The 24,515-nt window shown below is 31.5% G+C and carries 19 protein-coding genes; 7 read left to right on the top strand and 12 right to left on the bottom strand.

What is annotated here, in order from left to right; genetic code table 11:
- Positions 1-56: 56 nt before the first annotated feature.
- From Q0935_RS00385 to Q0935_RS00375, 3 genes are all read right to left on the bottom strand, one after another.
- Entirely contained in the window at positions 57-299 is a 243-nt protein-coding gene (locus Q0935_RS00385) for a hypothetical protein (protein WP_299381383.1), read from the bottom strand.
- A gap of 193 nt (positions 300-492) precedes the next feature.
- Positions 493-1,560, bottom strand: coding sequence for a hypothetical protein (locus tag Q0935_RS00380; RefSeq protein ID WP_299381380.1), 1,068 nt, complete (start codon positions 1,558-1,560; stop codon positions 493-495).
- Positions 1,561-1,745: 185 nt separating this feature from the next.
- Positions 1,746-3,089 carry a microtubule-binding protein gene (locus Q0935_RS00375; RefSeq protein ID WP_299248419.1) on the bottom strand — a complete coding sequence of 448 codons (1,344 nt, stop codon included), beginning with the start codon at positions 3,087-3,089 and terminating at the stop codon, positions 1,746-1,748.
- 217 nt (positions 3,090-3,306) lie between these two features.
- Between Q0935_RS00375 and Q0935_RS00370 the strand changes: the two genes are divergently transcribed.
- Positions 3,307-4,074, top strand: coding sequence for an MBL fold metallo-hydrolase (locus Q0935_RS00370; protein ID WP_299248421.1), 768 nt, complete (start codon positions 3,307-3,309; stop codon positions 4,072-4,074).
- 54 nt (positions 4,075-4,128) lie between these two features.
- Positions 4,129-4,332 carry a hypothetical protein gene (locus tag Q0935_RS00365; RefSeq protein WP_299248424.1) on the top strand — a complete coding sequence of 68 codons (204 nt, stop codon included), beginning with the start codon at positions 4,129-4,131 and terminating at the stop codon, positions 4,330-4,332.
- Between the two features lie 63 nt (positions 4,333-4,395).
- Here the strand turns inward: Q0935_RS00365 and ettA are convergent, their stop codons facing one another.
- From ettA to Q0935_RS00340, 5 genes are all read right to left on the bottom strand, one after another.
- Positions 4,396-6,087, bottom strand: coding sequence for an energy-dependent translational throttle protein EttA (ettA, locus tag Q0935_RS00360; protein WP_299248426.1), 1,692 nt, complete (start codon positions 6,085-6,087; stop codon positions 4,396-4,398).
- Positions 6,088-6,144: 57 nt separating this feature from the next.
- Complete coding sequence (locus tag Q0935_RS00355) at positions 6,145-6,321, bottom strand: CAL67264 family membrane protein (RefSeq protein WP_164483829.1); 177 nt, start codon at positions 6,319-6,321, stop codon at positions 6,145-6,147.
- Positions 6,322-6,423: 102 nt separating this feature from the next.
- Entirely contained in the window at positions 6,424-7,143 is a 720-nt protein-coding gene (locus tag Q0935_RS00350; protein WP_299381377.1) for a pirin family protein, read from the bottom strand.
- A gap of 50 nt (positions 7,144-7,193) precedes the next feature.
- Positions 7,194-7,631 carry a MarR family winged helix-turn-helix transcriptional regulator gene (locus Q0935_RS00345; RefSeq protein WP_299248430.1) on the bottom strand — a complete coding sequence of 146 codons (438 nt, stop codon included), beginning with the start codon at positions 7,629-7,631 and terminating at the stop codon, positions 7,194-7,196.
- On the bottom strand, positions 7,631-8,161 hold the full coding sequence (locus tag Q0935_RS00340; RefSeq protein WP_299248432.1) for an NADPH-dependent FMN reductase: 531 nt from the start codon (positions 8,159-8,161) through the stop codon (positions 7,631-7,633). The genes Q0935_RS00345 and Q0935_RS00340 overlap by 1 nt, the downstream gene beginning before the upstream one ends.
- A gap of 149 nt (positions 8,162-8,310) precedes the next feature.
- Between Q0935_RS00340 and Q0935_RS00335 the strand changes: the two genes are divergently transcribed.
- A complete protein-coding gene (locus Q0935_RS00335; protein WP_299248434.1) occupies positions 8,311-9,939 on the top strand; it encodes an acyl-CoA carboxylase subunit beta in 1,629 nt (542 codons plus the stop codon).
- Positions 9,940-10,189: 250 nt separating this feature from the next.
- Here Q0935_RS00335 and Q0935_RS00330 read toward each other — a convergent pair whose 3' ends face one another.
- Both Q0935_RS00330 and gyrA read right to left on the bottom strand, forming a co-directional pair.
- A complete protein-coding gene (locus Q0935_RS00330) occupies positions 10,190-11,431 on the bottom strand; it encodes a hypothetical protein (protein WP_299248436.1) in 1,242 nt (413 codons plus the stop codon).
- Positions 11,432-11,478: 47 nt separating this feature from the next.
- Entirely contained in the window at positions 11,479-14,031 is a 2,553-nt protein-coding gene (gene gyrA, locus Q0935_RS00325; RefSeq protein ID WP_299248438.1) for a DNA gyrase subunit A, read from the bottom strand.
- A 422-nt stretch (positions 14,032-14,453) separates the two neighbouring features.
- Between gyrA and Q0935_RS00320 the strand changes: the two genes are divergently transcribed.
- Positions 14,454-17,006 (top strand): ATP-dependent Clp protease ATP-binding subunit, encoded by a 2,553-nt coding sequence (locus Q0935_RS00320; protein WP_299381374.1) that lies wholly within the window; start codon positions 14,454-14,456, stop codon positions 17,004-17,006.
- Positions 17,007-17,089: 83 nt separating this feature from the next.
- Positions 17,090-17,509 carry a hypothetical protein gene (locus tag Q0935_RS00315; protein WP_299381371.1) on the top strand — a complete coding sequence of 140 codons (420 nt, stop codon included), beginning with the start codon at positions 17,090-17,092 and terminating at the stop codon, positions 17,507-17,509.
- Here Q0935_RS00315 and hutH read toward each other — a convergent pair.
- Positions 17,506-19,041, bottom strand: a complete 1,536-nt coding sequence (gene hutH, locus Q0935_RS00310; RefSeq protein WP_299381369.1) for a histidine ammonia-lyase — start codon at positions 19,039-19,041, stop codon at positions 17,506-17,508. The genes Q0935_RS00315 and hutH overlap by 4 nt on opposite strands.
- Before the next feature lie 127 nt (positions 19,042-19,168).
- Between hutH and Q0935_RS00305 the strand changes: the two genes are divergently transcribed.
- A complete protein-coding gene (locus Q0935_RS00305; protein ID WP_299381366.1) occupies positions 19,169-20,212 on the top strand; it encodes a TlpA disulfide reductase family protein in 1,044 nt (347 codons plus the stop codon).
- Positions 20,213-20,294: 82 nt separating this feature from the next.
- Here the strand turns inward: Q0935_RS00305 and Q0935_RS00300 are convergent, their stop codons facing one another.
- Positions 20,295-21,857: an NAD(P)H-hydrate dehydratase gene (locus Q0935_RS00300; protein WP_299381363.1), complete on the bottom strand. Its 1,563-nt coding sequence runs from the start codon at positions 21,855-21,857 to the stop codon at positions 20,295-20,297.
- Between the two features lie 189 nt (positions 21,858-22,046).
- Between Q0935_RS00300 and thrA the strand changes: the two genes are divergently transcribed.
- The gene (gene thrA, locus Q0935_RS00295) at positions 22,047-24,491 is read left to right on the top strand and encodes a bifunctional aspartate kinase/homoserine dehydrogenase I (protein ID WP_299381361.1); all 2,445 of its coding nucleotides are present in this window, start codon (positions 22,047-22,049) and stop codon (positions 24,489-24,491) included.
- Positions 24,492-24,515: the final 24 nt, after the last annotated feature.

The raw sequence follows: 24,515 nt of genomic DNA, 5'->3' as shown, positions 1-24,515 counted from the left end.
TTGTATTTGTTAATTTTATTTAAATATTTAACTCTTAGTCCTCTTAGTTTATATTTCTAAAGCCTGAAGTTGTAAAGTTTTGCAGCCTCTTCTACTTCTTCACTAATATTCCCATCATACTTAAAACTATAAATAACCCATTCAGTATTTGGTTTGTAAAATTGAAATGTAAAACGTATTGGTTGCCTGTCGTATTTAACCATATAACTAAATAATATATAGCTATCTGCTAGTTTTTTTTCAAACATTAATTCATGACCATAAAGCTTACCTACAAAATCTTCATTCAATCCAGCCATTTGGCTTTTTAATTGAATAATTGCATCTGTATTTTTACTAATCCATTTATTCGGTTTGTATAAATTATCTAATGCTACTGTTGCTCCACTTTCTTTAAATTCTTTAAAAAAAGTTCAGCAATCTCTTTAGGTGTTGATTGAGAAAAGCAAAAAAATGACGCAAAAAATAATGTAATAAGTAGTACTTGTTTTTTCATGTTTTTTTTAAATTCATTTTAAGATCTGCAACTTGAAAAGGTGGTTTTGCCAGCTTGTTCATAATTTCAGGATTCTTATTATATAATAATTGAATGATACGGTGTGGTGCAAATACATATTTTTGATTGACAATATCACTCCATTTTTGCAAGGTTTGTTTAGAGAAATAACCACCTTCTTTAAATTCGCTGCCAGAGAATACTTCGTCAATTTTAAAGGATAAAGCGTAAGATTCTAATGGCACTTCTTTTTTAACTATGCTTTCTAAAATACTATGCGTTAGTACATTTTCATCTTTTGCAAAAACGTTATGGAATGGTCCTAAATCGATACGTTTTATGTGCTTTGGTCTAACGTCTTTTAAACGTCTGTCTATTCCATAAGCCATAGTATCCAGTGCCATTTTTCTATCTGCTACATTTTTTAATGTCTCGTAAAGTTCTTCTTTTATACTTTCTAATTTTTTACCATCGTAATAGAAATACATAAAGCATACAAATGGACGATTTAACGACACATCGTAAAAACTCCAACTTACCATATACTGGGCTTGGCTTCCTGCTTCTGCATTAATTATTTTACCTTGAACAAAACGGTTGAAAATGTATTTTTGTTCTACCGATGTGTAATATACTATTGATGCTGCTTGAAAGAGTTTATCGCGTTTTATTGGCTCTTTTTTGTGCATTAATTGCGTTAGAAATTCTTCTTGCAACTCACTTACATCTTTTAACTTATTTAGGTAATTATCTCGTAATGATAAATCGTTATACAGATAACGAAACTCTAAATAATTAGGAAAACCAGATTCGGTTACATCTACTTTCATATTATCCTCGTCGTCGTACATGTATTTTACACGCATGGCTTCTATGGAATACAATAGTAAATCGCAATATTGCTTAAAATAGGTCATTTCTTGCGGTGTACACAATTTGTTGAATTGTACACTTGTAATGAGTTCTTTTAAAGCAAAATCTACTTTTTTATGATAGAACACGTATTGTTCTTTACTGTCTAGTACAGCAGAATCTAGAGGTGTTACTATGTGGTTTAATGACATTTTTTAAGTTAAAAGTGAAGAATTATAAGTAAAAAAACTCTCAGTTTTATTACTCATTACTATTTATTTGAGTAGGCGCGTTAAGGATTGAAGCGGCATCCTTTTGCATTTTTAGCAAAAGATATAGCGGAAAGCCTGACCTACTTTTGCCCTTAAAAGCAAAAGTAGGAAACGCCCAAATTATTTTAACCTAATAAATCGTCGTCGCTAGAGTCTTCTTTTTTTGGTGCTGGAGCATCGTCTCCTCCACCTGAAGGTGCGTTTGCATCTGCTGCGTAAAAGTCTTCGAACATTTCTTTCATGTCGATACCGTAACGCTCTGCAAAGTTCTTTTGGATGTCGCTATCTTTTGCTCTAATCTCTTGTAAAGCTTCGGCATAACTACCATAAACGCCTTGCATTACTTTTTCGTGTACTGGAATATTATCCATCATTTCTTGACGTGCTTTTGCACTTGCCGTATGCATAGATGCTAAAGTCTCTCCAATATGCTCATCGGTTTTTACACCTAAATGTTCTAAAATAGCTGCAAATTCTTGATCCGTTCTTGCTTTTAAAGCGACAACATAACCATCGTAATATTTAAGACGCTCGTCTGTATCACTCTTTAATTTTGCGCGGTGCGTTTGTAGGTTCGAACGTAAAGATGTTAATACCTTAATTGTTAAATTATGCTTGTGTACAAAACTGTCTTTTGATGCTGCAAGTGTTGTATATGCATTTTTAAGACCTTCTAATTCTTCTACTTTTTGCTCTAATGTTGTAACTTTAGATAAAGCTTCTGAATAGTCTGCAGATTGTTTATCTGAAACATCTTCTAATGCTTGACGCGCTTGCTTTAATAAAGCATATTGCGCTTCTAACTTATCTTCTGTTTCTTTCTTTTTCTCTAAAGCTTTTGTATGGTTTTTAGAAGCTTCTACAATTGCGTCTTTTAGTTTCTCTTCTACTTCCTTAATTTCTACTTCACGGTTTTTTAAACGTGTTACTGCTGCTTGAGATTTATATGAAAGTTCGCTTAATAATGTTTGCACATCGGCACTTTCTATACGCTCTTGAAACATTGCTTTTGCTTTGTTGTCTGCTCCTGCACGTACTTTTTCTTTGTCTTTTAAACCTTGTTCTGCTTTTGCTATTTTGCTTTTGCGTCCCCAAAGGTTGTTCCACCATGTGTCTGGAACTTTTTGAGCATCTTCTAATTCTATTTTAGCGCGCTCTAATGCTTTTTGAGCATCGTCGATAATTTTTTGTTCTTCGGCATTTAGCGAAGAAAAACGCTCGAAAAGAATACCAACCTCATCTTGATAATCTGTTAAATCCTTAATAGCATCTAAAAGTGTTGTTCTGTCTTTTTCTGCCATATCTACAACATTGTCTAATGTTGCGTTTAGAATTTTCTGACGACTTTCTGGATCGTCTTCTTGGGCAAGCTTAGATTTCATGGTATCTATTGCTTTTCCCCAATTAACATCTACTTTTTCGGTTTTCTCGTTTGAACTGGTTTCTAATAAGTCAAAATCATCAGACATAGGTTATGTGTGGTTTTAAGGTTGTACATTTTTTTTGAAATTCATTTTAAATTTGAAAAAAGCAAAATGAATTCGCTAAGCAATTTCGTTAAAAAAAATTAACTTCTGAAACAAATTACTTACTTATATGTATTAACTTTTATTTAAATGTTACAATTATATTATCTGAAATAAAGAAATTATCTTTATACCCAATAATAAATCAATTAAAATAAATATGAAAAACTACCTTATTATAGCATTAATTATATGTGTTTCAGCATGTAAAAATGATAAAAACACTATTAACACAGTTAATAATTCTAAAATTTCTGAAGTTAAAATCACACCTATTGAGCATGCTACCATGGTAATAGAATATAAAGGTAAAACTATTTACGTAGATCCTACTGGTGGAAAAGATGCTTTTGAGGCTGTACCAAAAGCTGATTTTGTTTTAATTACAGATATTCACAGTGACCACTTTCATTTAAATACTATTGAATCTCTAGATTTAAGTAATGCTAAAATTATTGCAACCGAAGCAGTGTATAAATTATTACCTAAAGGACTTAGACTAAATACAAATCCTATGGTTAATGGAAGTAAAGAAAATTATGAGATTTTTACTGTTGAAACAGTACCTATGTATAATTTAAGAGAAGAAGCCTTAAAGTTTCATCCTAAAGGCAGAGGAAATGGATATGTTTTAACGTTTGGAAAAGAACGTATTTATATTTCAGGTGATACTGAAGATATACCAGAAATGCGTAAACTAAAAAATATAGATAAGGCTTTTGTTTGCATGAATTTACCTTATACTATGACTGTTGAAAGTGCTGCAAATGCTGTATTATCTTTTAAACCAAAACAAGTTTACCCATACCATTACCGTGGTACTGAAGGCCTTAGTGATGTAGCCCTTTTTAAAGAAATAGTTAATAATGAAACAAAAGCTATTGAGGTTGTACAATTAGATTGGTACCCAAATGCAAGTAACAGGTAATTAGATATTTACTATATTTGTTATCACCCAAATAAATTATTACTACAAACCGCCATGATTAGTATAATATTACCTATTGTTATTTTTACTGTATTTATTCTTTTATTTATTGTACCACTTTTAAAACAAAAGATAAAACTTTTTAAAGATTTAAAAGCTCTTGAAGAACAAGATAAAAAACTTAAAGAAATGACTAGTAAACAAAATAAAGATGATAAGTACATTGACTTTACAGATGGCCATTTATATCAAAAATAAAATTAAAGCATAAAAAAAGCAGACTTAAATAGTCTGCTTTTTTTGTACAATATATTAAACTTATTATCTAACTAATTTTTTATACTTAATACGTTTTGGCATTAAATCTCCACCAAGACGTTTTTTCTTATTCTCTTCGTATTCTGAATATCCTCCTTCAAAGAAGTATACTTCTGAGTTTCCTTCGAATGCTAAAATGTGCGTACAAATTCTATCTAAGAACCATCTGTCGTGAGAAATAACTACTGCACAACCAGCGAAGTTTTCTAAACCTTCTTCTAAGGCTCTTAGTGTGTTTACATCTAAATCGTTGGTAGGCTCATCTAAAAGCAACACGTTACCTTCTTCTTTAAGCGTCATCGCTAAGTGTAAACGGTTACGCTCACCACCAGATAACATACTTACTTTTTTGTTTTGCTCGCTTCCAGAGAAATTAAAACGACTTAAATAGGCTCTTGAATTTACTTCTTTTCCACCCATCATTATTAATTCTTGCTCGTCGCTAAAGTTTTGCCAAATGGTTTTATCTAAATCGATGTTACTATGTGCTTGATCTACGTATGCAATTCTAGCAGTTTCTCCAACTTTAAATTCACCTTTATCTGGCTTCTCTTCGCCCATTATCATTCTAAAAATAGTGGTTTTACCAGCACCGTTTGGTCCTACAACACCTACTATTCCTGCTTGTGGCAAGTTAAAATTTAAATCTTCGTAAAGTAATTTATCACCGAAGGCTTTACTTACACCTGAAGCTTCAATTACATTAGTTCCTAAACGTGGTCCGTTTGGAATGTATATTTCTAGTTTTTCGTCAAGTTGTTTTTGATCTTGACTCATTAACTTATCGTAATTCTTTAAACGCGCTTTCTGCTTTGTTTGTCTTCCTTTTGCTCCTTGCTTAACCCATTCTAACTCACGTTCTAATGTTTTTTGACGCTTAGATGCCGTTTTAGACTCTTGTGCCATACGTGTAGACTTTTGGTCTAACCAAGAAGAGTAATTTCCTTCCCATGGAATACCAACACCTCTATCTAATTCTAAAATCCAACCTGCAATATTATCTAAGAAATATCTATCGTGCGTTACAGCAATTACAGTTCCTTTATATTGTGCTAAGTGCATCTCTAACCAATGTACAGATTCTGCATCCAAGTGATTGGTAGGCTCATCTAATAATAATACATCTGGTTCTTGTAATAATAAACGACATAAAGCAACACGACGTTTTTCTCCACCAGAAAGTACACCAATTTTCTTATCTCCTTCTGGAGTACGTAGCGCATCCATTGCAATTTCTAATTTAGTATCTAATTCCCAAGCACCAGCAGCATCAATCTCATCTTGTAAAACAGCTTGACGTGCCATTAATTTATCCATCTTGTCTGCATCAGAATATACTTCTTCTAAACCAAACATGTCGTTAATTTTGTTGTACTCTTCAAGTATTGCAACTGTAGCTGCAGCACCTTCTTTTACAACTTCTAAAACTGTTTTTTCAGGATCTAATTGAGGTTCTTGCTCTAAGTAACCTGTTGTAAATTCTTTATCTGAAGTTAAATCTCCTTGGAAGTTTTTATCTATTCCAGCAATAATTTTTAATAAAGTAGATTTACCCGAACCATTAAGACCTAAGATTCCAATTTTTGCTCCGTAGTAGAAACTTAAATAGATATTTTTTAATACTGGTGTGTTTGCCGACTTGAACGTTTTTGTAACGCCAGCCATTGAAAATATAATTTTTTTATCGTCAGACATATAATTTATGTGTATTGATTTATGTGATTTTTTTATTTTATTTAGAATAAGAAGAGCTTAAACTCTACCTTTTAGTGCATTAAAAACCCATGCAATAGCAAAAAAGCCTACTCCAACAGCTGCAAATCCCCAACCGGCAACTTCATTATATCTAAAAGCTCCTAATCCTATTAATCCTAAACCTACTATTATCATTATTGTGGTAGCCCATGCTAACACAGTATTTTTATTCATTGCCATATTTGTATTATTTTATTTTAAGGGAATTGCAAATATCGTTTATTTATATAAAAAAAGCACTTTAATTATGATGCTTTTAATCCCTTATATTACTGTTTAGTGCATTGGCACTTCAATCAAAATTAATTCTGAATCTTTATTCGCTGTTATTGAAAAACTTTCTATTTCTGAAACTCCAATAGCATCCCTTAATTCTATATTTTTATCATCTATTACTATGCTTCCGCTAATGTTCATAATATAAACACCGTGATTTACGGATAAAGTATTATAATCTATAATCTTTCCTTTAGACAAATCTAATCTAGATATTTTAGCATTTTGATGTATTTTTAGACCTTCTTCTTCACTATCTATAGAAGATACTACTGTTTGTAGCTTATTTTTTCTTTCTTCAGAATTAAAAATACGTTGATCGTAATTAGGAGCAACATTCTGCTTATTTGGTATAATCCATATTTGAAATAAACTTAGATGTTCTTTTTCCGAACCATTAATTTCAGAATGTTCTACACCAGTACCAGCAGACATAATTTGTACTTCTCCAGGTAATACTTGCTGCCATTCTTTATGCCTAATATTATCCCTATGCTTAAGTGTGCCTTTTAATGGAATAGTAATAATTTCCATGTTATTATGAGGATGTGTGGCAAATCCCATTTTTGGTGCAATAACATCGTCGTTTAACACTCGTAAGGCACCAAAATGCATTTTCGTTGGATCATGAAAATTTGCAAAACTGAAAGAATGATTTGCCTGTAACCAATCATGATCTGCAAATCCTCTAGAATCTGCTTTGTGTACAACTGTTTTCATTTATATTATAATTTTTAATTTTTAATAAAATATAACGGTATAACTTAATCTTATCTTACTTTATCTAATAAATTACTTAGCTGTAAAGCCTCCTCATCTGTTAAATTTTTAAGTAATACATTATCCCACTTCTTATCAATTTCAGCTAACAAATTCAACCCTTTTTCTGTCACAATAATATTTACAACTCTTCTATCGTCTTTACTAGGTATTCTATCTATAAAGTGTTTTGCACACAATTTATCCATTAGTCTAGTTACATTTGGAGAACGTTGTACCATTCTGTTTTTAACAGTTTGTACACTAATAGGATCCTTTGCTCCTCTTAGTATTCTTAAAATGTTGTATTGTTGCGGAGATATATTATATGGCTTAAAAAACTCTAATTGTTTGCCATTAATCCAACTGGCAGTATATAATATATTTATATATGCCTTTAAATCGTTAGATGCAAAGGTCGATTCTATTTCCTTTGAAATATCTCCCATTATATCGTGTCTTTAAAGGTTTGAATAGCTTGAGTTAATACATCGCTAAGGCTTTTATCTTTTATGCCTTCTTCTGAAAAATTTTCATTAAATGAAGGTAGAGAAAAAGTGGCTACAACATTAGCATCATGCCTTGGAAATCTATCTTTGGCTATTTCTAAAACAGACTGACCACCTCTTCCTCCTGGAGACGAAGCCATTAAAAGCATTGGTTTATTTTGCCATAATTTATTATCAATACGCGATAACCAATCTAGAAGGTTTTTAAAAACTGTCGCGTAAGCTCCATTATGTTCTGCTAACGATAAAATAATACCATCTGTAGATTTAATGTGTTCTAAAAAAACTTCTACAGCTTTAGGAATACCTACCTCATTTTCTAAATCTATACCATAAAGTGGTAAATTAAAATCGTTAAGATCTAAGACTGTTAACTTAACTTCTTCTATTAATGAAGCTGCATAAGTTGCTAATTGTTTATTTATAGAAACCTTACTATTACTTCCTGCAAATACTAAAATGTTTTTCATAAAAAAATATTGTATCTCAAATATAAAAAAAATAGTTTCCATAGAATATAATACTAGGGTATTTAATAAATTATTAACTATTGTTTTTTATCATAATTTCAAATTGAAAATGACATTAAACTTTGTATTTTAGCTTAAAAATTATTTTAATGGATATCGACTTCAATAAAAACGAAGATTATAATAAATTACTATTATCTGATTTGCGTAACCGCTTTGCTCAAGTAAAATTAGGAGGTGGACAAAAACGTATTGATAAACATCACGAAAAAGGTAAACTTACGGCAAGAGAACGTATTGACTACCTTTTAGATAAAAAACGTAAAAGCATTGAAATTGGTGCTTTTGTGGGAGATGGCATGTACGAAGAACATGGTGGATGTCCTTCTGGAGGTGTTGTAATTAAAATGGGCTACGTTAGTGGTAAACAATGTATTGTTGTTGCAAACGATGCTACAGTAAAAGCTGGTGCGTGGTTTCCTATTACAGGAAAGAAAAACTTACGTGCTCAAGAAATTGCTATTGAAAATAAACTTCCAATAATTTATTTGGTTGATAGTGCTGGTGTTTATTTACCATTACAGGACGAAATATTTCCAGATAAAGAACATTTTGGTCGTATTTTTAGAAATAACGCCATAATGAGTAGCATGGGTATTACCCAAATAGCAGCTGTTATGGGAAGTTGTGTTGCAGGTGGTGCATATTTACCAATTATGAGTGACGAAGCTTTAATTGTAGATAAAACTGGAAGTATTTTTCTTGCTGGAAGCTACTTAGTAAAAGCGGCTATTGGTGAAACAATAGATAATGAAACTCTTGGTGGTGCAACTACACATTGTGAGGTTTCTGGTGTTACAGATTATAAAGCTAAAGACGATAAAGATGCCTTAGATACTATTAAGCGATTAATAGATAAAATTGGCGATTACGATAAAGCAGGATTTAACAGAGTTGAAGCTAAAAAACCTAAGGAGAATCCAGAAGATATTTATGGTATTTTACCAAAATCTAGAGCAGACCAATATAATATGCTTGATATTATTTCTAGATTAGTAGATAATGGAGAATACGATGAGTATAAAAAGGGTTACGGACAAACCATTATTACTGCTTATGCAAGAATAGATGGTTGGGCTGTTGGTATTGTAGCTAACCAGCGTAAACTTGTTAAAACGAAAAAAGGGGAAATGCAATTTGGCGGTGTTATTTATAATGATAGCGCAGATAAAGCTACACGCTTTATTGCGAATTGTAACCAAAAGAAAATACCTTTAGTATTCTTACAAGATGTTACTGGTTTCATGGTTGGTAGTAAAAGTGAACATGGTGGTATTATTAAGGATGGAGCAAAAATGGTGAATGCTGTTAGTAACTCTGTCGTTCCAAAATTCACTATTATTATTGGAAATAGTTATGGTGCTGGAAATTATGCTATGTGTGGTAAAGCCTACGACCCGAGATTAATTGTTGCTTGGCCAAGTGCAGAATTAGCAGTTATGAGTGGAAATAGTGCTGCTAAAGTATTATTACAAATTGAGAAAGCTTCATTATTGAAAAAAGGAGAAAAAATTACTCCTGAGAAAGAAGAAGAATTATTCTCTAAAATTAAAAATAGATACGATAACCAAGTGTCACCATATTACGCTGCTTCTCGTTTATGGACAGACGCCATTATAGATCCATTAGATACTAGAACATGGATTTCTATGGGAATTGAAGCTGCTAACCACGCTCCTATCGAGAAACCTTTTAACATGGGTGTATTACAAGTTTAGCTCTAATATAAAATTACAAATACAAAAAAAAGGAATGCTAAACGCATTCCTTTTTTTATGAAGACCTTTAATTAATAGAAATATTATTTACTATATTAAATTGTATTTTAATTTTTTTTTTGAAGACCTACTCAGTATTAATATATTACTGACACCTCTATTACTTAGATACAGACTATATAATATAGTTCTTTATAAAAACAAAAAAACCACTTAAAAAGTGGTTTTTTCATAACATATAGATTTAATTCTATAATTCATATTTAGCTTTAAGCGCTTTAGCTTTTTCACTATCACCAACAACACTATAAATGTTAGCTAATGTTCTAGCAAAATCTATACTTTCTATTTTAGTATCTAATTTTATTACAGACTCTAAGTAAGGTATTGCTTTTTGATAAACAGCTCCACGATCTTTTTGTAATTGGTCATAGATTTTATTATCTGCACTTGAATTTGTTAAAACATTCATTTTTTTAACAATTTCAGCATCTTCCTCTAAAATTAATGCAGAAATATTCTTTAATGCATTAACATAGCTAGGATCAATTTCAATAACTTTTTTGTAATACATTTCTGCATCAGCTTTATTACCCGACTGATTAGAAATCACTCCTAAATTATAAATTAAATCAGTATTATTAGGATCGTTAGCAATTGCTTCTTTTATAAGTTTACCATATTCTACTTCATTACCTAATTTTAATTGCACATTTGCCTCTGAAACTATTAAGCTACTATTAGATGGATCAGCACTTCTTGCTTCCTTAATTGACTCTAAAGCTTTTTCATTCTCTCCTTGATTTAAGTAAATTGAAGTAATTTGGCTATAGATTTCTCCAGCTTTAGATTTTGTTTCTCTTTCTCCAGGTTTAATATGCGTTTTAGCTTTAACATATAAATCGCGAGTTGATTTATCAAAAACTTCTTCCTCTCCAGTTTCTTTGTTTATTGCAAAATATTCTGTTGCAACACCTGTATATCCTAAATCTTTTAAAGCTGTATAGTGATTAAGAGCTGAATCGAAATCCTGTCCTAAAACAGAACTAATAGCTGCATAATATAAATAAGATTGATCTTCTGGAACTAATTTATATAACATCGAGAACAAACTTGATGCTTGAGTATACTTACCACCTGTGTAAAAACCATTCGCTTTTACCAATAATTCGTTTTGTACAAATTTTTTGGTTTCAGCTAAGTCACTTACATATTTTTGTTCAACTTTATTTAAATCATTGAAAGCCGTATCGAAATCGGCAACATTACCAGTACCATTAGCATATAATGCTTTTGCTCTATTGTAGTAAAATTTAGATTTCATTTTATCATCCATACTATCAAGCATAGGTTCTAAGGTTGTTACAACTGCTTTAGCTTCTGCAAAATTGTTATTTTTAACAGCTTTTTCTAAAGTCTTTAATTCTTTCTTTTGTCCAAAAGAAAATAGAGTTACTAGTAAAGCTAGTGTAAAGATTAATTGTTTTTTCATTAGTTTAAGTTTTTATATTCCTGACCGGAATTAAGTTTTAAAATTATTTATTCTTCTTCTTCATTAGAAACAACAGTCGTGCCATTTTCAGAATCGTTAGTGTTTTCAACGCCTTCAGGAATTATTATGTTTCCATCTTCGTCTAATTCTATTTCATCTTCTTCATGCATTACTTTTGCAACTGCTGCAATAGAATCTTTACCTTTTAGATTAATAAGTTTCACACCTTGTGTTGCTCTACCCATTACACGTAAATCGGCAACTGCCATTCTAATTGCAATACCAGATTTATTAATGATCATTAAATCATCTTCATCTGTTACATTTTTAATAGATACTAAGTTCCCTGTTTTCTCTGTAATAGAAATAGTTTTCACACCTTTTCCACCACGGTTGGTAATTCTATAATCTTCTAAACTAGAACGTTTACCATAACCATTTTCTGAAACCACAAGAATATTACTTTCCATATCGTCTACGGCAATCATACCAATTACCTCATCGGTTTTCTCATCTTGTAATCTAATACCTCTTACACCTGAAGCTCCACGACCCATTGGTCTTGTTTTAGCTTCTTCGAATCTAATGGCTTTACCAGATTTTAATGCTAACATTACTTGGCTTTCACCAGTTGTTAACTTAGCTTCTAATAAAACATCATCTTCTTTAATTGTAATAGCATTAATACCGTTTGTTCTTGGTCTAGAATATTGTTCTAAAGAAGTCTTTTTAACTTGACCTTTTTTAGTAGCCATAATTACGTAATGACTATTTACATATTCCTCATCTTTTAAATCTTGAGTACAAATAAACGCCATTACTTTGTCGTCTTGCTCAATATTTATAAGGTTTTGAATTGCTCTTCCTTTAGACGTTTTACTTCCTTCTGGAATTTCGTATACACGCATCCAGAAACATTTTCCTTTTTGTGTGAAGAATAACATGTATTGGTGATTTGTACCTACAAATAAATGTTCTAAGAAATCTTCGTTACGTGTAGTTGAAGCTTTTTGTCCAACTCCTCCTCTATTTTGTGTCTTATACTCAGATAAAGAAGTACGTTTAATGTAACCTGCATGAGAAATAGTAATTACTACTTTCTCATCTGGAATCATATCTTCAATACTTAAATCTCCACCAGCATATTCAATTACAGAACGACGATCATCTCCATACTTATCACGAATAACAATTAACTCCTCCTTAATAATAGACATTCTACGTGTTTCATCACCTAAAATATCTTTAAGGTCTTCAATCGTTTTCATAATCTCTTCGTATTCATTACGAAGTTTATCTTGTTCTAGTCCTGTTAACTGACGTAGACGCATCTCTACGATTGCTTTCGCTTGTATTTCTGAAAGCTTAAAACGTTCAATTAAATTATTTCTGGCCTCATCTCCGTTTGAAGATGCTCTAATAATTTTTATTACCTCATCAATATTATCTGAAGCAATAATTAAACCTTCTAATATGTGCGCACGCTCTTCGGCTTTACGTAATTCGTATTTAGTACGCCTTACAACAACCTCATGTCTATGCTCTACAAAATATTGAATTAATTCTTTTAAGTTCAATAACTGCGGACGCCCTTTTACTAATGCAATATTATTTACACTAAAAGACGATTGTAATGCTGTGTATTTGTATAATTTATTTAAAACAATATTAGGTATAGCATCACGCTTTAAAACGTAAACAATACGCATACCATTTCTATCAGACTCATCTCTAATAGTAGAGATCCCTTCTAATTTTTTATCGTTTATTAAGTCGGCAGTCTTTTTAATCATATCTGCCTTATTCACTTGGTAAGGAATTTCTGTTACAATAACACATTCTCTACCTTGAACCTCTTCGATATTAGCATTAGCTCGCATGACAATTCGTCCACGACCTGTATGAAATGCTTCCTTTACACCATCATAACCATATATTGTCCCACCTGTTGGAAAATCTGGTGCTTTAATGTGTGTAATTAATTCATCAATTTCAATATCCTTATTATCGATGTAAGCAATTGTTCCATCTACAACTTCTGTTAAATTGTGAGGTGGCATATTTGTTGCCATACCTACTGCAATACCAGACGCTCCATTTACTAATAAACCAGGAATACGTGTTGGAAGAACTGTTGGCTCTTCTAAAGTATCATCAAAGTTTAATTTATGATCTACTGTTTCTTTATCAATATCTGCAAGCATATCCTCAGATATCTTACGCATTCTTGCTTCTGTATAACGCATTGCTGCTGGACTATCTCCATCTACAGACCCAAAGTTACCTTGTCCATCAACAAGCATATAACGTAAACTCCATTCCTGAGCCATACGTACCATTGCATCGTAAACAGAAGTATCTCCATGTGGGTGGTACTTACCTAAAACTTCACCAACAATTCTTGCAGATTTTTTATGTGCACTGTTTGCTCTAACACCCAGTTCATGCATACCATAAAGTACACGTCTATGTACTGGTTTTAAACCATCTCTTACGTCCGGTAAAGCACGTGACACAATGACTGACATTGAATAATCAATGTAAGCCGATTTCATTTCATCTTCAATATTAATTGGAATCACTTTTTCGCCTTCTGCCATATATAATCTTAATTAAATTTTTATAGTTGTTTCGTAACGCGCTAATATAATTATTTCATTAGTAACAGTAGGTCTTTATCCCTACTTTTTGAGACTTTTTATTAACAATTTAAACACCCTTTATCGTTAATAACTATCTTGTTAATTGTTTTGATTTTTTAAACATTTTTTTGTCTATTAGCGTAGAATACTATGTATTATTTGAAATTGCTAAATAAAACGTCCTTTTTCCCTTTCTATTTACGTAAAAAAAGAAACCATAATCAAAGCTATGCTTTACTTTCTTACTTTATATATGAAAAAAAAACATCTTTTATTTTAACATAATTTTAAACAAGAAATAGAATATCATAATATTTAAGGTATAGTTTTTGCCATTGATGTTATGATTCACTAAATTTATTGACGAAAGGAATAACTATATGGATGATAATTTTTCACCAAGAGTAAAAGATGTAATCGCTTACAGTAAAGAAGAAGCACTTCGCTTAGGACATGATTTTATTGGTACCGAACACCTTATGCTTGGATTATTAAGAGATGGAAACGGAAAAGCAATAAATATATTAAATGCCTTAGATATCGATTTAAATCATTTAAGACGAAAAGTCGAAATTTTAAGCCCTGCTAACCCTAATGTTACCATTACTTCTAACGACAAAAAGAACTTGCACCTAACTAGGCAAGCAGAACGCGCTTTAAAAACTACTTTTTTAGAAGCAAAACTTTTTCAAAGCACTTCTATTAACACAGCACATTTGCTGTTATGTATTTTAAGAAATGAAAACGATCCAACAACTAAGCTTTTAAATAAGCTAAAAGTAGATTACGATAATGTAAAAGAACAATTTAAGTCTATGATCACAAACGACGATAGTAATTATATAGAGCCTAAATCGGAATCTTTTCAAGATGATGATTCTAAAGGAAACGAAGGCAACGAGTCTAAAGACATATTTAATACACCTACGGGAAAAAGCAACAAGAAGTCTAAAACACCTGTTTTAGATAACTTTGGTAGAGATCTTACTGCTATGGCAGAAGAAGGTAAATTAGATCCTGTAGTTGGACGTGAGAAAGAAATTGAGCGTGTGTCTCAAATTTTATCTCGTAGAAAAAAGAACAACCCATTACTTATTGGAGAACCTGGTGTTGGTAAAAGTGCTATTGCCGAAGGTTTAGCCAATAGAATTGTAAAACGTAAAGTTTCTCGTATCCTTTTTGGAAAACGTGTTGTTACTTTAGATTTAGCGAGTTTAGTTGCTGGAACAAAGTACAGAGGACAGTTTGAAGAGCGCATGAAAGCTGTAATGAACGAGCTTGAAAAAAACGATGATGTTATTTTGTTTATAGACGAAATACACACTATTGTTGGAGCTGGTGGAGCAACAGGAAGTCTTGATGCATCTAATATGTTCAAGCCTGCTTTAGCAAGAGGAGAAATACAATGTATTGGAGCCACAACTTTAGATGAATACAGACAATACATAGAAAAAGATGGTGCTTTAGAGCGTCGTTTTCAAAAGGTAATTGTCGAACCCACTACTGTTGATGAAACTATAGAAATATTAAACAATATTAAAGGTAAATACGAAGAACACCACAATGTCGAGTACACACAAGAAGCTATTGAAGCTTGTGTAAAACTTACTAATAGATACATGACAGAGCGTTTTCTTCCAGACAAAGCTATTGATGCTTTAGACGAAGCAGGTTCTCGTGTACACATTACTAATATTGATGTACCTAAGCAAATTATTGAGCTTGAGAAAAAGCTTGAAGAAGTTAAAGAAACTAAGAACTCTGTTGTTAAAAAACAGAAGTACGAAGAAGCTGCACGTTTACGTGACGATGAGAAGCGTTTAGAAAAAGAATTGTCTATCGCTCAAGAAAAATGGGAAGAAGATACCAAACTAAATAAAGAAATAGTTTCTGAAGATAATGTTGCAGATGTTGTGTCTATGATGACAGGTATTCCTGTAAATAGAATAGCACAAAAAGAAAGTAACAAACTTGCAGAGCTTCCTGAGCTTATTAACGGAAAAGTTATAGGTCAAGACGAAGCTGTTGCAAAAGTTGTAAAAGCCATACAGAGAAATCGTGCTGGACTTAAAGACCCAAACAAGCCAATTGGTTCATTTATCTTTTTAGGACAAACAGGAGTTGGTAAAACACAATTAGCCAAAGTATTATCTCGCGAGTTATTTGATAGTGAAGAATCACTTATTAGAATAGACATGAGTGAGTATATGGAGAAATTTGCAATCTCACGTTTAGTAGGTGCACCTCCAGGATATGTAGGTTACGAAGAAGGTGGACAACTTACAGAAAAAGTAAGACGCAAACCTTATGCTGTTGTACTTTTAGATGAAATTGAAAAAGCCCATCCTGATGTTTTTAACATGCTTTTACAAGTGTTGGATGATGGTTATTTAACAGATTCTCTTGGTAGAAAAATTGATTTTAGAAATACCATAATTATTATGACTTCAAATATTGGAGCTCGTAAATTAAAAGATTTTGGAACAGGAATAGGTTTTGGTACAGCGTCGCAAAAATCTCAAGAAGATGCTAATGCTCGTGCTGTAATACAAAATGCTTTAAAGAAATCTTTCGCACCAGAGTTTTTAAATAGAATTGATGATGTAGTTGTGTTTAATGCTCTAGAAAAAGAAGATATTCATAAAATTATAGATTTAGAACTAGATAAACTACTTATACGTATTAAAGATCTTGGTTACGAATTAGAATTAACCGAAACTGCTAAAGATTACATTGCTGAAAAAGGTTTCGACAAACAGTATGGAGCAAGGCCTTTAAAAAGAGCTATTCAAAAATATGTTGAAGATGCTTTAGCTGAAGAAATTATTACTTCTAATGTAAGTGAAGGAGATAAAATTATTATGGATTTAGATTCTAAAACTGATGAAATAACAATTAAAATTGAAAAGATTGAAAAATCTACAGAATCTTAAAATAATATCGCTTTAGATATAGAGGTTATTTAATATTTTTAAATAACCTCTTTTTTTGTATATTAAGATTAGATAAAATTGGCATGACAGAACAATCACATATAGACATTGGCGTAGGCTACATAACAATACACGAAAATTATTTAGTTGTAATAATAAATAAAGACGAAACTGTTACAATAGAAACTAATAAAATACTACTAGACTTAGTCGATCTTTTTTACCAGAATAAAAATTTCGTTTACATTAGTAATCGTAAAAATTCTTATGCGGTAAATCCTACCGTTTATTTTGAAACTAAGAAAATAAAAAATCTAATTGGTTTTGCTGTTGTTTCCCAAAAAGAAATCACAAAGAATAACGCATTAATAGAAAAACTTTTTGTCGATAAGCCCTTTAAAATATTTAAAGAACTTAACGAAGCAACATCATGGGCAAACTCCTTGGTCTTAGAAAACAAAAAAAGGGTAACGGTATTAGCCTACTTGAGTGAAAACAATTAATTATTATTTACACCATAATTATTCAAAAACAACTCTTCAATCTCCACATCAACATCACTTAAAAACTGGATTGAAGCTTCAATATCATCATGTAATACACGATCTTTTTCCACAAAAGAAACTTCTTTTCTGTATTGCTCTAAAAACGATTCTAAAAAAGGAGATGTTTTTAATGGATTTCTAAACGCTATCGCTTGGCTTGCATTCATCAACTCTATGGCAATTACACGTTCTACGTTTTTAATTAACCTATAAGCTTGTGTTGCTGCATTTGCACCCATACTAACATGGTCTTCTTGCCCATTACTAGACACAATACTATCTACACTTGCTGGTGTTGCTAACTGCTTATTAGCACTTACAATACTTGCTGCTGTATATTGAGGTATCATAAAACCAGAATTTAAACCTGGATTATCTACCAAAAATGCTGGTAATCCTCTTAATCCTGAAACTAATTGAAATACACGACGTTCAGAAATATTACCAATTTCAGCCATAGCAATCTTTAAATAATCTAATGCTAAAGCCAATGGTTGCCCATGGAAATTTCCGCCAGAAATAATTAAATCTTCTTCAGGAAAAATATTAGGATTATCTGTAACAGAATTAATTTCGGTTAAAATAACACGTTCAACAAAATCTAAGGTATCCTTTGTTGCACCATGCACTTGAGGAATACATCTAAAAGAATAAGGATCTTGAACATGTTCCTTTTCTCTCGTAATTAATTCACTTCCTTTTAAAAATTCATTAAAACGTCTAGCCACTTTTAACTGTCCTGGATGAGGACGTACTTGATGTACTAAATCATGAAAAGGCTCTATTCTACCATCAAAGGCATCTAAACTAATACTAGCAATTACATCTGCCAAATACGATGTTTTATGAGACATTAATAATAAATATACGCCATAAGCGCTCATAAACTGTGTTCCGTTTAAAAGTGCCAAACCTTCTTTAGCTTCTAATCTTATAGGTTCCCACCCAAATTTCTCAAGTATTTCACCTGCATTAACTTCTTCTTTATTATGTACTACTTTTCCTTTTCCTATTAATGGTAATGCCAAGTGCGCTAAAGGAGCTAAATCACCAGAAGCACCAAGAGAACCTTGTGTAAACACAAACGGAAACACATCATTATTAAAGAAGTCTATCAATCTATTTACAGTATCTAACTGTACACCACTATGCCCATAACTTAAAGATTGTATTTTTAAAAGTAACATCACCTTTACAATACTTTCTGGAACACGATCTCCTGTTCCACAAGCATGAGACATTACAAGATTTTCCTGTAACTTGGTTAAATCGTTCTTAGATATTTCTACATTATATAAAGAACCAAAACCGGTATTAATACCATAAAATGGTTTATCGGCTTCACTTAGCTTCTTATCTAAATACGTTTTACACGTGTTAATTTTATCAACAGACTCTTTGGAGAGCTTTAGCTTTTTCTTGTCCTTAAAAATATTGTAGATAGTTACAATGTCTAGTTTTTCTGAAGATATATAATGGAATGTGCTCATAGTTTGTTTTATGTGTATCAAAAATCATCATTCAAAACAAGCTGTGCAAGTATTGTTAATAATTTATCAAAATGATTTAAATTAAAATTTATAACTTATTTTTGATACAAATTTAATATCAAAAAAAATGAAGAAATTATTATTAGGCTTATCTGTATTGGCAGTTGTAGCTTGTAAAGAAGAAGCTCCTAAAGACTACGTTACCTTTTCTGGTAAAATTGAAAACAAAAGTAGCGACTCTTTATTTGTATATCAAGGAAGGACATATTCTAAAACAATTAAAATTGCTCAAGATGGTACGTTTAGTGATACTCTAAAAGTTACTACTGGAATGTATGGAGTTTATGATGGTAATGAATCTACTAACATTTTTCTAAAAAATGGTTACGATTTAAAATTAGAATTAGATACTAAAGAATTCGATGAGTCTTTAAAATTCACAGGTGAAGGTGCTGAGTCTAATAACTATTTAGTAAAAAAAGCAGTGATGCAAGAAAACTTAATAGAACCAAGTCTTTTCGATTTAGAAGAAGTAGAATTCAATGCTAAAATAGTTGATCTTGAAAAAGAAATGTATACGTTCTTAGACAATAATATTAAAGGTTTAGACTCTACACTTGTAGCTAATGAAAAAGCACAGATCACACAATTTAAGCCAGGAATTACTGGAGCTTACAGACAACAACAAGCCAGAACTAAACAATTTGCTTCATATGTAGGACAACCTTCTCCTGATTTTAATTTTGAAAATGTTAAAGGAGGTAAAACAGCTTTAGCAGATTTAAAAGGTAAATATGTTTATATAGATGTTTGGGCAACTTGGTGTGGACCTTGTCTTAGGGAAATTCCTTCATTAAAAGAAGTTGAAAAAGATTTCCATGATAAAAACATTGAATTTGTAAGCCTTTCTGTAGATGACGGTAGAGGATTTAAAGGTGATGCCGCAGCTGCTAAAGAAGGTTGGAAGAAAATGATAGCCGATAAGGAATTAGGTGGTATTCAAATAATATCTGACAATGGTTGGAAATCTGAATTCGTACAAGGATTCAAAATTAATGGTATTCCTCGTTTTATCTTAATCGATCCAGCTGGAAACATTGTTAATGCTGATGCTCCAAGACCTTCAAGTCCAAAATTAAGAGCATTATTAAATGGATTAGATAATATCTAATTAAAAAAAATATAGCATAAAAAAAACGAGCAGACTTTTAAAAGTTTAGCTCGTTTTTTTTATGCTATATTTTTATGTTTTTTTATCGTTGTTCTTCAGTATCCGCTTGCTCTACTTGAGGCTGTTCTGGCTGCTTAAACAAATCTAAGTAAGCTAAACTTATACCTTCTATTACATTACTTGCAATAATACTTTGGTAGCCTAATTGCTCTATTAAAATATCTGCACTTTTACCATGTAAATACACTCCAAAAAGTGTAGCTTGTAATGGATCGTAACCTTGAGAAATTAAACCCGTTAACATTCCTGTTAAAACATCTCCTGTTCCTGCTGTTGCCAATCCTGGATTTCCAGTAGCGTTTACATATAGTTTATCATCGAAAACAGTAATAGTATTTGCACCTTTTATAACTACAATTACTTTATACTTTTTAGCAAAAGCTTTTGTTTTCTTTAATTTATCGAAATCATTGTCCCATTTACCTACCAGTCTTTCTAATTCTTTTGGATGCGGTGTTAAAATGGTTAATTCTGGTAATAATTTTAATAAAGCTTTCTTTTTAGCTAAAATATTTAAACCATCAGCATCAATAACTAAAGGCTTTTTATTTGATTTTAAAAAAGCTTCCATAGCAGCAACCGTTTTAGTATCTGTACCTAAACCTACTCCAATTCCAATAACTGTTGGTTCTATATCGAACGTTATTTTAGTTATTTTTTCATCATCTTCATCAGTAATTACCATAGCCTCTGGAAAAGCCGTCTGTAATGGTATATAACCACATTTTGGCATATAAGCTGTTACTTTTCCTGCGCCTACTGCTAGTACAGATCTACTCGCTAATGCTACTGCTCCTATTTTACCATAACTTCCTCCAATAATTAAACTGTGTCCAAAAGTACCTTTATGGCTATATTTTTCACGAGGTTTATAAATAGGTAATACTTCATTCTTACCAATTAAATCGGCCTCTGTAACTGTAGTAAACAAATACTCCGGATCAATACCAATATCTAAAACTTCCCATTGTACAGTATACTTTGCTGTTTCTGGTAAAAAGAATACTAATTTTGGTGTTTGAAAACTTAAAGTATAACCAGCATTAACAACTGCTTCAGAATCTTCAACACTCTTATCTGTAGCCAATCCAGAAGGTAAATCTATAGATAGTGTAAATGCTTTTGTTGCTCTAAAAAAGTTAAATAAACCTTTAACCCAAGCATCAACAGGACGATTTAATCCTATTCCAAAAACAGCATCAACAATAATATCTTTTTCGTTAATAGTAATGGCACTAAAATCTTCTTCACAACTTAATAATGTTGGCCAGTCTTTAGTAACATTTTTAACACGATCGTAATTAATTAAAAAATCTTTAGAACGCTTATCGCTGCAATTTACAATGTAAGTATTAACATTATAACCATGTGTAATTAGGTGTCTAGCAACTACTAATCCGTCACCTCCATTGTTACCAATACCACAAAACACATGAATTGGCACTTGAGCACCTTGCATTCTTGTATGTATCCAGTTAAAAATTTGCATTCCTGCGCGCTCCATTAAATCGGTCGAGGAAATTTTCTGCTTTTCTTGTGTTAACTTATCACCTTCGTAAATTTGTTCCTTAGAGAATATCTTCATATTAAATTTCAGTAGTATTATAATGTCCTTTAAAATCGTTCAAGATAATTCAGTCTTAAGCGATTATAGTTCTTAAATTAAAAATTAAATTGAATAAAAATCAGAATTGTATAAAAATCAACAATTAGTTTTCTTATTCACGTAAAAGTAATACTTTTCCCTATCATTTATTAAAATAATTCAACTCTCATGCAAGTATTAAAATTTGGTGGAACATCTGTAGGTTCTTCAAAAAACATTAATAAAGTTATTACTATTTTAGAAGATTATTCTAAAAAAGACAAAGTTATTTGTGTGGTTTCTGCCATTGGTGGTATTACAGATAAACTACTTAAAGCTGGCAACTTAGCGAAAGATAATAACAAGAATTATAAAACGGAATACAAATCTATTAAAGCTAAACATATTAAAGTTTTAGAAGAATTAATTCCTCAAAATAACGCTGCCATTACAAAGGAATTAGACGGCAAATTAAAAAAACTTAAAAACCTTTTAGACGGTATTTTTCTTATAAATGAACTATCTCCTCAAACGTCCGATCGTTTGGTAAGTTTTGGAGAACTTTTATCGTCTTTTATAATTGCCGAAACTCTAAAATCTAGAGGTATAAATGCGTTCAGAAAGAATTCACAACAGCTTATAGTTACTAATTCTAACTATACAAAGGCTGAAGTTATATTTGAAACGACGAATAATAATATTCAAGAGTATTTTAACCAAGCAACACAAGACATAACAATACTTCCTGGTTTTATTTCAAAATCATACTTAGGTAAAACGACTACTTTAGGTCGTGGAGGATCAGATTATACTGCTGCCATTGTAGCTGCGGCTTTAAAAACAGAAAAACTAGAAATCTGGACAGATGTTAGCGGTATGTACACAACAAACCCTAAGCTTGTTAAGCAAGCCTACCCTATAGAACGTATTAGTTATCACGAAGCGATGGAGTTGTCGCATTTTGGTGCTAAAGTACTTTATCCACCTACTGTTCAGCCTGTTTTAAGTTTAAATATTCCTATTCATATTAAGAATACCCTTAAACCTAACGAATTTGGAACAATTATTTCTAACGAAGGCAACACAAAGTCTTCAACGGCAACTGGTATTACCAATATTAACGACATTGCACTTTTAACGCTGCAAGGCAATGGTATGGTTGGTATACCTGGTTTTTCGAAACGTTTATTTGAAACATTATCTCAAGAAAAAATTAATATTATATTAATTACACAAGCGTCTTCAGAGCATTCAATATGTTTCGGAATTTCTAAACACGATGCCATTCAAGCAGAAACAACGATTAATTTAGCTTTCGAACATGAAATATCTAAACACAGAATTGATCCTATTACCGTAGAACAAAATCTATCTATTATTGCACTAGTTGGCGATAATATGAAAAGTCATCAAGGTATTAGTGGTAAAATGTTTAGCGCTTTAGGAAAAAACAATATTAACATTAGAGCGATTGCTCAAGGTGCTTCAGAAAGAAATATATCTGCCGTAATTGCAGAAAAAGATGTAGAAAAAGCGTTAAATACTATACACGAGCGCTTTTTTGGAAACAACATAAAACAGTTAAATGTTTTTATAACTGGTATTGGTAATGTAGGCGAAAAGTTAATCGACCAAATTCACCAACAAAGCAATTATCTAAAAAAGAATTTAAAACTAGACGTTCGAATTGTTGGTTTAGCAAATTCTAAAAAAATGGTTTTTAATGCCGAAGGAATAGATTTAGATAATTGGGCGTCGAAATTTCATCATGCAGATAAATCAACTTTAGAGGGCTTTTTAGAAAAAGCAAAAGCACTAAATTTACGTAATAGTATTTTTGTAGATGTTACTGCTAACGACGCCGTTTCTAAAATGTACGAGCATTATTTAAGAAATAGTATCGCCGTTGTTGCTTGTAGTAAAATTGCATGTTCAAGTACTTATAGTAACTATAAATTATTACAAGATTTAGCTCTAAAATACAACACACCTTTTCTTTATGAAACTAATGTAGGTGCAGGATTACCAATAATTAACACTTTAAATAACTTAGTCACTTCTGGAGATAAAGTAACTAGCATTCAAGCGGTACTTTCTGGAAGTTTAAATTTTGTATTTAATAATTTTAGTGATAAAACAAACTTTCACGATACTGTAAAACGTGCACAATTTGAAGGTTATACAGAACCTGATCCTAGAATAGATTTAAGCGGAATTGATGTTGCTAGAAAGATATTAATTTTAGCACGTGAAAATGGTGGTGAAATGGAAATTGAATCTATAGAAAATGATTCATTTTTAACTAAAGCGAACCTAGAAAGCGATACTGTAGACGATTTTTACAAAACGCTTAAAACAGACGAAGCTCATTTTCAAAAATTATATGCTTCGGCTAAAGCAAAAAACTGCCAATTAAAATACGTTGCAGAGTTTAAAAACGGAAAAGCTAAAGTTGGATTAAAAGAAATTCCAGATGGTCATCCATTTTACAACCTTGAAGGAAAAGACAATATTGTTATGTTTTATACAGAGCGTTATCCAGAACAGCCATTAATTGTTAAAGGTGCTGGTGCTGGTGCAGATGTTACTGCTTCTGGTTTATTTGCCGATATAATAAAAGCAGGAAGTAAATAAAAAATAGAGAATAAAGAAAAGAAA

The sequence above is a fragment of the uncultured Lacinutrix sp. genome, assembly GCF_947500605.1.
Classification (GTDB): Bacteria; Bacteroidota; Bacteroidia; order Flavobacteriales; family Flavobacteriaceae; genus Lacinutrix.
This window is presented reverse-complemented; position numbering and strand designations above follow the sequence as displayed.

Bases quoted from the DNA above. Each gene is read 5' to 3' on its own strand.
- Q0935_RS00385 (WP_299381383.1), bottom strand. From the start codon at position 299: ATGGCTGGATTGAATGAAGATTTTGTAGGTAAGCTTTATGGTCATGAA.
- Q0935_RS00335 (WP_299248434.1), top strand. From the start codon at position 8,311: ATGGATATCGACTTCAATAAAAACGAAGATTATAATAAATTACTATTA.
- Q0935_RS00380 (WP_299381380.1), bottom strand. From the start codon at position 1,560: ATGTCATTAAACCACATAGTAACACCTCTAGATTCTGCTGTACTAGAC.
- Q0935_RS00305 (WP_299381366.1), top strand. From the start codon at position 19,169: ATGAAGAAATTATTATTAGGCTTATCTGTATTGGCAGTTGTAGCTTGT.
- thrA (WP_299381361.1), top strand. From the start codon at position 22,047: ATGCAAGTATTAAAATTTGGTGGAACATCTGTAGGTTCTTCAAAAAAC.
- gyrA (WP_299248438.1), bottom strand. From the start codon at position 14,031: ATGGCAGAAGGCGAAAAAGTGATTCCAATTAATATTGAAGATGAAATG.
- Q0935_RS00320 (WP_299381374.1), top strand. From the start codon at position 14,454: ATGGATGATAATTTTTCACCAAGAGTAAAAGATGTAATCGCTTACAGT.
- Q0935_RS00350 (WP_299381377.1), bottom strand. From the start codon at position 7,143: ATGAAAACAGTTGTACACAAAGCAGATTCTAGAGGATTTGCAGATCAT.
- Q0935_RS00375 (WP_299248419.1), bottom strand. From the start codon at position 3,089: ATGTCTGATGATTTTGACTTATTAGAAACCAGTTCAAACGAGAAAACC.
- hutH (WP_299381369.1), bottom strand. From the start codon at position 19,041: ATGAGCACATTCCATTATATATCTTCAGAAAAACTAGACATTGTAACT.
- Q0935_RS00370 (WP_299248421.1), top strand. From the start codon at position 3,307: ATGAAAAACTACCTTATTATAGCATTAATTATATGTGTTTCAGCATGT.
- Q0935_RS00315 (WP_299381371.1), top strand. From the start codon at position 17,090: ATGACAGAACAATCACATATAGACATTGGCGTAGGCTACATAACAATA.
- Q0935_RS00340 (WP_299248432.1), bottom strand. From the start codon at position 8,161: ATGAAAAACATTTTAGTATTTGCAGGAAGTAATAGTAAGGTTTCTATA.
- Q0935_RS00300 (WP_299381363.1), bottom strand. From the start codon at position 21,857: ATGAAGATATTCTCTAAGGAACAAATTTACGAAGGTGATAAGTTAACA.
- Q0935_RS00330 (WP_299248436.1), bottom strand. From the start codon at position 11,431: ATGAAAAAACAATTAATCTTTACACTAGCTTTACTAGTAACTCTATTT.
- ettA (WP_299248426.1), bottom strand. From the start codon at position 6,087: ATGTCTGACGATAAAAAAATTATATTTTCAATGGCTGGCGTTACAAAA.
- Q0935_RS00355 (WP_164483829.1), bottom strand. From the start codon at position 6,321: ATGAATAAAAATACTGTGTTAGCATGGGCTACCACAATAATGATAATA.
- Q0935_RS00365 (WP_299248424.1), top strand. From the start codon at position 4,129: ATGATTAGTATAATATTACCTATTGTTATTTTTACTGTATTTATTCTT.
- Q0935_RS00345 (WP_299248430.1), bottom strand. From the start codon at position 7,631: ATGGGAGATATTTCAAAGGAAATAGAATCGACCTTTGCATCTAACGAT.